Here is an 8,561-nt window from a genome sequence, read left to right on the forward strand (position 1 = left end):
GATAGTGGGAGCGACCCAATTGATATGGCAAAAGCTATTTATAAAATTATCCAGACAAAAAAACCAAAAATACATTATAAAGTTGGTGATTTTATGCAGAAATTTTCAATTGTGTTAAAAAAACTGCTTCCAGACAAAATGTATGAGAAATTATTGATGAATCATTATAAATTATAAATATAAAGCTTATTCTATAATTAATTTTCTCGCAATATTTATACCATTATTATTTGCTTTCACAATATAAATTCCAGGTGTCCAACCTGTAACATCTAATTTAGTATTAGTTTTAGGCAATACATTTAAGGTGTGCACTAATTGTCCGGTTACCGTATAAAACTTAAAAGAAATATATCCAGAGGTAACATTATTATTAATGAAAAATTGTTCTTTGGAAGGATTTGGATAGATAGAAATATTAGTATTTAAGATATCTTCTTCTATTGAAAGTGTACTATTAGGATCATTATTTAGAAAAAAACCAATAGTATTTATACTAGATGTATTCAATGTAGTCACTCCTCCAGAATTTCTATGCAGAAAAGAAGCAGTAAAAGAATCTCCTTGATTTATACCACTTACCATGCCAATTAGTCCACCACTTCCTGTTGTTCCATTTAAAACATATCGCTGGATTTCAAAAGATGAGAATGTTGCTCCAGTAATACCAAATGTATAGGATGCATATACGACATTTCCTCCAGTAGCTCCCATATTAAAATTTGTATGCATAAAGAAATTATTATCTGTCAAAGTATTTGTAGGGGCAGTAATAGCGGTAGAATTTATAGTGGCAAAAGTATTTGAGGTGGTCGATGCAGCTATAGGTGAATCAGTATAAGAAGGAAACAAATCGTCTCCAGAGGCAACTGTACCTCTTAAAACAAGAGCGGATATTGTAGCTCCAGAAGTTGTAATATTTGTCCCAACATTAACCTTGTGTCCTAACCTAAAATAATAATTTCCAGCAGGTTTATTTTTAATCAAGGTTACAATAGTTGCGGCACCAATACCATTATCATTTGCGGCTATGATAGATCTTGTAATTTCTGCATTAGTTATATCTACAAAATTAACATTATCGGTAGATTCTCTTAAAGACCATGCTCCTGTAGCAGAAGCATTTGTAGTACTTGTTGAAAATGTAGAAACAATATAAATATCAGCAGGTTTCTCAAGGGTTATCATATTTGTGGTTGCAGCATCTACATAGCTTGTAGATGAAGTACCTATTGAAACAGTTGTTCCTTGTCCATTTGGTAAGCTAACATTACTACTTGTAATCTCGATAGCAGCAATTACCGCTTTTGATGTAAATTGTTTATTTGCTCCATTTGAAGTTTTAGTATGTTCTAATGTAAAAGTTTTTGATCCAGAAAAAGCTGTGTTATAATTAAAAATAAATGATATTGCTACAATCCCTTTATCTGTATATGTTTTTGTTGCAACATAACGTGAAATAGTTTGACTATAATTAGTGCCATCTGTTAATCTAAATTGAGTATTTATATCACTATTTCCACTAGTAACTTGAACTTCAACTGTTGCTTCTACTAGTACCTTTACACCGGCTGTTAAATTAAGAGAAGTTGTAACTATAGGAGTCCAGTTAACACCATTACCAGTTGTCGTAGCAGTGCCTTGAGCAGATGATGCCGTTAAAGATTTTTGGGCATTACTAAATGTTATGTTTAAAAAGAAGCATAAAAAAGTTATAATAAAAGTATTTTTTTTCATATAACAATCAGTTAATTAAGTTAATAACTTTGGGTCTAAGGTACAAATTATAATTGTTTTAAAATTAAATGGATTTAATTTACAATTGAAATGCTATTTTATACAAAACATATTTTTTTTCTTGCGGATGTTTGTAAACAAATGATTTGACTACTTTTGTAAAAAGAATTAATAAATACTAATAAATAAAATATAACAAATGAAATTTTTTATAGATACCGCTAACTTAGAGCAAATTAAAGAAGCACAAGCTTTAGGAATTTTAGATGGAGTTACTACAAATCCATCATTAATGGCTAAAGAGGGAATTACTGGTGCAGGAAATATTTTACAACATTATGTTGATATTTGTAACATTGTAGATGGCGATGTTTCCGCAGAAGTAATAGCTACAGATTTTGATGGAATGGTTAAAGAAGGAGAGGCGCTAGCGGCATTACACCCTCAAATAGTTGTTAAATTGCCAATGATTGCTGATGGCGTAAAAGCATGTAAATATTTTTCAGATAAAGGAATTAAAACAAATGTTACTCTTGTTTTTTCAGCAGGACAAGCTTTATTAGCAGCTAAAGCAGGAGCGACCTATATGTCTCCATTTATTGGACGGTTAGATGATATCTCTACAGATGGTTTGGGATTGATATCAGAAATTAGACATATTTATGATAATTATGGTTTTGAGACTCAAATTTTAGCAGCTTCTGTTCGTCATACGATGCATATAATGGATTGTGCAAAAATTGGAGCTGACGTAATGACTGGACCTTTAAGTGCTATTAAAGGATTACTAAAACACCCATTAACTGATATTGGGTTAGCACAGTTTTTAGCAGATTATAAGAGGGGAAACTAAATGTAAGATTTAAGAGATATTAAAAAAGGGAATTTCCAACTGGTAATTCCCTTTTTGTTTTTTAATTTATATGGGAGCTTTATCTTTATGTTTAAAGCGTTTATGAGTCCAAAAGTAGTATTCTGGTTGATTTTTAACTTGCGTTTCAACTTTATCAATAAAAACATCTGTTAATTCGTAATTTTTATAATTAGGCGCATTATCAGTTATTAAACTAAAGGTGGTTTCGTAAAAACCTCGTTTTATTTTTTTAGTTTCAATATAAACCATATTCATATCGTATTTTTTTGCGAGCATTTCTCCACCCGTATGAATAGGTACTTTTACACCAAAAAATTCTTTCCAGTAAAAGGTTTTCTTTAATTGTGGTGATTGATCGCTCAGCAATCCGTACATGGCTTGAATGTTATTTTTTTTATTGTACAAAATTTCACTAATTATTTGCGCAGTGGGTACTAAATTAGTACCATAAATTTCTCTAGATTTTAATATTTTTTTATTGAAGTATTGGTTAGATACTTTTGTGTATGCTGCATAGCCTTTATAATCTACAAAAGAATCTAAACTCATAATCCATTCCCAATTTGCATAGTGTGGCCCAACTAAAATTACACTTTTGCCATCTTTATATAAATCTTTAAAAAAATCAATATTTGGATAGGTATATCGTTTGTAAACTTCTTTTTTGGATATGGTAAACGATTTTATCATTTCCATAAATATATCTACAAAATGGTGATAAAATTTCTTTCGAATTTTAAGTATTTCTTCAGTTGATTTTTCAGGAAAAGATAATTTTAAATTATCAAAAACAACTTTTTTACGGTACCCAATAACATAATAAATAAGCACAAAAATAGCGTCAGAAATAACATATAAAATTCTGAAAGGTAAAATTGAAATCAACCAAATTAATGGATAAACAAGGATGTAGATAAATAGATTCATAATTTCGGCATGGCAAATATCGTATTTAATTTTTAATACTTCCATAATTGTAAATCAATAGCAACAAATTTTGTATTTTCGTGCAGTACAAATAAACTTGAAAATGAATATAAATCCAGTGCTTTTAATTTTAATTCTTGCCAACGTTGCTTTTTCGATAAAAGGTTTTAATGACAGGTTATTTTTTGAGAAATATAAATTTCAAATAGGTGCAATAAATAGAGGAGAACAAATTAGAATGCTTACTTCAGCATTTTTACATGTAGATTATTTGCATTTAATTTTAAATATGTATGTTTTATACATTTTTGCACCAATCATTATTTTTAAATTAGGTATCATAAAGTTTCTAATTATTTATAGTGGAAGTTTATTTGCAGGAAGTTTATTTACACTCATTTTCCATAAAAAAGAATTATATTATAGCGCTGTAGGTGCCTCAGGAGCTGTTGCAGGAATAATTTATGCTGCTATTTTATTAAATCCAGATATGACTTTAATGATGTTTCCCTTACCAATTCCAATTCCTGGTTATATTTTTGGATTAGGTTACTTGTTATATTCTATTTATGGAATGAAAAAACAACTCGGGAATGTAGGTCACTCGGCTCATTTAGGAGGTGCAATAGGAGGGTTTGCTTTAATGCTACTTGTGTATCCAACTATATTTACAACTAGTTTTACTACAGTTTTATTGTTAGGTATTCCAATTGTGTTATTATTGATTTTTGGAGATAAGTTAAAATAAAAAAGCCAAACTATTTGTTTGGCTTTTTTTGAGCGAGAGACCGGGCTCGAACCGGCGACAGTCAGCTTGGAAGGCTGAAGCTCTACCAACTGAGCTACTCTCGCAATTGGTTCGGCAAATATACAATCCTTTTACTATTAGACAAAGATTTTTTTAACAATTTTCAATTATTTTTAAGCATAATAATCTTAGATTTAATTATATTTATCTGTAAAAAGTAGATTATATTTTAATTCATAAAATAGGTTGTAATGCAGAGTGTTCAAAATCAATAATTTGTGTTAGCTTTAGTTAAATGTTGTATGATTTACGTTGAATTTAAATATTTATTTTATTTCTTATGAAAGTTATTTTAGAAACTAACCGCTTATATTTAAGGGAATTTATGTCGGCGGATGGATTTCATTTTTTTCATTTAAATAATGATCCGGATGTTATAAAATATACAGGGAATGATGCTTTTGAATCATTAGAAGATGCCAATAATTTTATTAAAAATTATGCTGATTATAAAAAAAACGGCTTTGGACGTTGGGCTGTATGTTTAAGATCAACAAATGAATTTCTTGGTTGGTGCGGTTTAAAATATGAAGTCGAGAATGATGAAATTGATATTGGTTTTCGTTTTTATAAAAAGCATTGGGGTAATGGTTATGCAACTGAAGCCGCTAAAGCTTGCATTCAATATGGTTTTAATAACTTGAAAATTTCTGAAATTGTTGGTAGGGCATATAAAGCAAATATTGCTTCAATTCAAGTATTAAAAAAATGTGATTTAAAATTGGAAAAAGAATTTTTATACGATAACAAACCTGCATATTTATATACTATAAAGAAATGATTGAAATTAAGAAAGTTAGACCTCAGGACACTTATGGAATTAGAAAAGAAATTTTGCGTAAAAATATTCCTTTACCATTTGAATTTAATGGTGATTTTGATGAATCTACATTTCATTTAGGAGCGTTTAAGGATGAGAAATTAATTGCAATTTCAAGTTTCATGAAAGCAGCTAACACGAATTTAGAAGGAAGTCAATACCAGCTCAGAGGAATGGCTACTTTAGAAGCGTATCAAGGTTATGGAGCTGGTAAATTAATGATACAACAAGCCTTATTGCTATTGAATGAACTCGAAATAGATTGTGTATGGTGTAACGCTAGAGTAACTGCAGTTAATTTTTATAAAAAACAAGGTTTTAAAATTTTTGGTGATTCTTTTATGGCGGAATTCATAGGAGAGCATTATGTTATGTTTAAATATTTAACTAAATAAATTTAGCATGAAATATAGGTTATTATTGACTATTTTATGTACAATACTGCTTAGTTTTAGTGGTATCTCTCAAATAAGTTATTCAGTCGATGCTTTAACTGGTAAGGGAGACCTAATTTTTGTAGGCGATGAAAATAAGTTACAAAGTGAGGTTCATAAAGCCTTCTTGGAAATGCAAAAGGCGGCTTTAAAAGAAGGTGTTTTAATCGAAATTGTTTCTGCATATAGAAGCTTTGATCGTCAAACAAAAATTTGGAACAGAAAATATGAAGCTTATACTTTAGAAGGAATACCACCTGAAAAGGCCATTGAAAAAATAATAGAATATTCTACTTTACCTGGAACATCACGGCATCATTGGGGAACAGATATTGATATTATTGATAGTTCTAAAAATCAACCAAAAAATGTTTTATCAACATCACACTATGAAAAAGATGGTGTATTTTCTGACTTAAAAAACTGGATGGATAATAATGCTGAAAGATTTGGATTTTATTTAGTTTATACGAACAAAAAAAACAGAAAAGGATTTAAATATGAGCCTTGGCATTACAGTTATAAAAAAATTTCAAAGCCAATGTTAACCCAATTTTTAAAAGTAGAATTTTATAAATTTATAAATTCAAAAAATTTAAATGGTTTTACGTTTATTACTCCAAAATTTATTAAAAAGTATACAAAAGAGAATATTTTAGATATTAATTCTCAACTAAAATAGATAAACGGTGTTTTTTATTGAAAAAATACGTTAAATTGCTTTTAAAATATTAATTTTCAACAGTTAAATTATAATATCACTTCATTGTTAGTCCCCAAGTTTGAATATATGTTAAAAAAAACTCTTATTATTTTATACTGTTTCTTTAGTTTATTTTCAGCTTATGCTCAGAATATATTGGATTTAAAGAATGAATTTAAATTTGATACAATTTCTGACACTACTAAAGTTTCTATACATTTAAAAATAGCAGATTTGTTTTCTGAAAAAAACAAAGATTCAGCGATTTATTATAATGAAAAAGCATTGGAATTAGCGAATAAATTAGATTTACCTGATTACCGAGGTTCTTCTTTATATTCATTAGGGATTTTGTATGAAAATTTACTTAACTATACTAGGGCTATTGATTATTATAAGCAGGCTATTGTTCAATATAAAAAATCAGATAACAATCTACTTTTAGCAAAGATTAATAGAAATATTGGAGCTTGTTATATTGAATTATATCAAGAAGATAAAGGTTTAGAATATTATTTAGAGTCGCTATCACTGTATAAAAATGTTGAAAATAAATTGGGAATTGCAAGTGTATATATCCGTATAGGTGATTTGTATTATAATGAAGAAAACTATGATTTTGCTATTAAATATTTAAATGATGCCCTTCAAATTTATCAACATGAAAAAAACAACCCTGGAATTGCAAATTGTTACACTAATATTGGTAATGCTAAAGCCGATTCAGGGTTGCACGCAGAAGGACTTGAGCTATATGAAAAATCTATAGTGATTCAAAATCAATTAAAGGACACGTATGGAATAGCCATTAATTACAATAATATTGGAGATTGTTATATACAACTACAACAATATGGCAAAGCGAAAGAATACTTAAATAATGCTTTGGTTATTAGTGAAGAGTTAAAAGATAAAGTTTTAGAAGCTGTTGTTTTGTTAAATCTTTCCACTGTTGAAAACAAATTGAAAAACTACAATTTAGCCATCACTTTTGCTAGTAAAAGTTTGTTGCTTTCTAAGGGTTTTGGCTCGTTAGAATATGAAGTGGAGAACCTTTCAAACTTGAGTTTTTCCTATGAGAAAAAAGGAAACATTTTAAAAGCATTGAACTTTCATAAGGAGTTAGATAAAGTAAAAGATAGTATTTCAATAAATAACCAAACAAAAAAAGTGCAATTATTTCAAGCTTTGAATAGGTTGGAAAGTAATCAATATGAAATAGAAGAATTAGCAAATGAGAATAAAATTACTCAACTAAAGTATAATAATGAGAGAAAATTCATGTATTTTTTAGTTGGCTCAATGGTACTTTTTGGTTTTTTTGTGGTGCTATTAATACAGCAACAAACCGCCAAGAAAAATGCATACAACTTATTAGAGTATAAAAATCATCAAATAAATAAAATGAATAATGAAATTAAAATTCAAAGAGATGATTTAGAGCGATCTAATAAAACTAAAGATACTTTTTTTTCAATTATTGCTCATGACCTAAGAAATCCATTTAATTCTATTAAAGGATTTTCAGAACTAATGATTGAAAATAGCCATGAGTATGATGAAGATAAAAGGTTGAAGTTTTTAAAAATTATAAAAGCTTCTGCATCTAACGCCTCAAGTTTATTAAATAATTTACTAATTTGGGCAAATTCTCAGTCAGGTAATTTAGAGTTTAACCCACAAAAAATTGATGTTTCTTTAAAGGTTGCGAATGTAATTTCATTATTAGAAATACAAGCAATAAATAAAGAAATTGAAATTTTAAATACTATAAATAAGTCCATTTATGTTTATTCAGATAGGAATATGGTTGAGTCTATTCTTAGAAATTTAATTTCTAATGCGATTAAATTTACTGCAAGAAATGGGTGTATAGAAGTATACTCCAATATCAATTTAAATTTTGCTGAAATTACAGTAAAGGATAATGGAATTGGAATTTCTTCTACGGATATTGAAAATTTGTTTAGTATTGATGTTAAAAACTCAACTAAAGGGACTGCTAATGAAAAAGGTTCTGGACTTGGTTTAATTTTATGTAAAGACTTCGTTGAGCGAAATGGAGGAGAAATAAGTGTTAAGAGTACTCTAAATAAAGGAAGCGAATTTACTTTTACTTTACCACTTTTTAAATAGTTTTCAATAGTAAATTTTTGCTTAAATCTTTTGTGTTTTATTCTAAATATGTCAAGTGAAAAAGGAAAAAATCATTGCGTTATTTTTTAACTAATCAGCTAACCATTTTAAAGCCGCTGTTT

The 8,561-nt window shown here is 28.4% G+C and carries 8 protein-coding genes, 1 tRNA gene and 1 pseudogene; 7 read left to right on the plus strand and 3 right to left on the minus strand.

All coding sequences use genetic code 11. From position 1 onward, the window contains the following. A pseudogene (locus HKP59_RS10090) lies at positions 1–177 on the plus strand (short-chain dehydrogenase/reductase); the annotation flags it as partial. 9 nt (positions 178–186) lie between these two features. Here HKP59_RS10090 and HKP59_RS10095 read toward each other — a convergent pair. Beyond that, positions 187–1,737 carry a T9SS type A sorting domain-containing protein gene (locus HKP59_RS10095; RefSeq protein ID WP_291806418.1) on the minus strand — a complete coding sequence of 517 codons (1,551 nt, stop codon included), beginning with the start codon at positions 1,735–1,737 and terminating at the stop codon, positions 187–189. Between the two features lie 199 nt (positions 1,738–1,936). On the opposite strand from HKP59_RS10095, the gene fsa reads away from it, so the two are divergent. Next, complete coding sequence (gene fsa, locus HKP59_RS10100) at positions 1,937–2,590, plus strand: fructose-6-phosphate aldolase (RefSeq protein WP_291806420.1); 654 nt, start codon at positions 1,937–1,939, stop codon at positions 2,588–2,590. Between the two features lie 66 nt (positions 2,591–2,656). Here fsa and HKP59_RS10105 read toward each other — a convergent pair whose 3' ends face one another. After that, on the minus strand, positions 2,657–3,583 hold the full coding sequence (locus HKP59_RS10105) for a lipid A biosynthesis acyltransferase (protein ID WP_291806421.1): 927 nt from the start codon (positions 3,581–3,583) through the stop codon (positions 2,657–2,659). A gap of 58 nt (positions 3,584–3,641) precedes the next feature. Between HKP59_RS10105 and HKP59_RS10110 the strand changes: the two genes are divergently transcribed. Then, a complete protein-coding gene (locus HKP59_RS10110) occupies positions 3,642–4,286 on the plus strand; it encodes a rhomboid family intramembrane serine protease (RefSeq protein ID WP_291806423.1) in 645 nt (214 codons plus the stop codon). Positions 4,287–4,317: 31 nt separating this feature from the next. Here the strand turns inward: HKP59_RS10110 and HKP59_RS10115 are convergent. Then, a tRNA-Gly gene (locus tag HKP59_RS10115) sits at positions 4,318–4,390 on the minus strand. 236 nt (positions 4,391–4,626) lie between these two features. On the opposite strand from HKP59_RS10115, the gene HKP59_RS10120 reads away from it, so the two are divergent. From HKP59_RS10120 to HKP59_RS10135, 4 genes are all read left to right on the plus strand, one after another. Further along, on the plus strand, positions 4,627–5,127 hold the full coding sequence (locus HKP59_RS10120; RefSeq protein WP_291806424.1) for a GNAT family N-acetyltransferase: 501 nt from the start codon (positions 4,627–4,629) through the stop codon (positions 5,125–5,127). Beyond that, complete coding sequence (locus HKP59_RS10125) at positions 5,124–5,561, plus strand: GNAT family N-acetyltransferase (protein WP_291806426.1); 438 nt, start codon at positions 5,124–5,126, stop codon at positions 5,559–5,561. The genes HKP59_RS10120 and HKP59_RS10125 overlap by 4 nt, the downstream gene beginning before the upstream one ends. A gap of 7 nt (positions 5,562–5,568) precedes the next feature. Further along, a complete protein-coding gene (locus HKP59_RS10130) occupies positions 5,569–6,282 on the plus strand; it encodes a M15 family metallopeptidase (protein ID WP_291806430.1) in 714 nt (237 codons plus the stop codon). 108 nt (positions 6,283–6,390) lie between these two features. Then, positions 6,391–8,439 (plus strand): tetratricopeptide repeat-containing sensor histidine kinase, encoded by a 2,049-nt coding sequence (locus HKP59_RS10135; protein ID WP_291806435.1) that lies wholly within the window; start codon positions 6,391–6,393, stop codon positions 8,437–8,439. Positions 8,440–8,561: the final 122 nt, after the last annotated feature.

It is taken from the genome of Lutibacter sp., from assembly GCF_013041805.1.
Taxonomy (GTDB): Bacteria; Bacteroidota; Bacteroidia; order Flavobacteriales; family Flavobacteriaceae; genus Lutibacter.

Bases quoted from the DNA above. Each gene is read 5' to 3' on its own strand.
- HKP59_RS10095 (WP_291806418.1), bottom strand. From the start codon at position 1,737: ATGAAAAAAAATACTTTTATTATAACTTTTTTATGCTTCTTTTTAAAC.
- fsa (WP_291806420.1), top strand. From the start codon at position 1,937: ATGAAATTTTTTATAGATACCGCTAACTTAGAGCAAATTAAAGAAGCA.
- HKP59_RS10105 (WP_291806421.1), bottom strand. From the start codon at position 3,583: ATGGAAGTATTAAAAATTAAATACGATATTTGCCATGCCGAAATTATG.
- HKP59_RS10110 (WP_291806423.1), top strand. From the start codon at position 3,642: ATGAATATAAATCCAGTGCTTTTAATTTTAATTCTTGCCAACGTTGCT.
- HKP59_RS10120 (WP_291806424.1), top strand. From the start codon at position 4,627: ATGAAAGTTATTTTAGAAACTAACCGCTTATATTTAAGGGAATTTATG.
- HKP59_RS10125 (WP_291806426.1), top strand. From the start codon at position 5,124: ATGATTGAAATTAAGAAAGTTAGACCTCAGGACACTTATGGAATTAGA.
- HKP59_RS10130 (WP_291806430.1), top strand. From the start codon at position 5,569: ATGAAATATAGGTTATTATTGACTATTTTATGTACAATACTGCTTAGT.
- HKP59_RS10135 (WP_291806435.1), top strand. From the start codon at position 6,391: ATGTTAAAAAAAACTCTTATTATTTTATACTGTTTCTTTAGTTTATTT.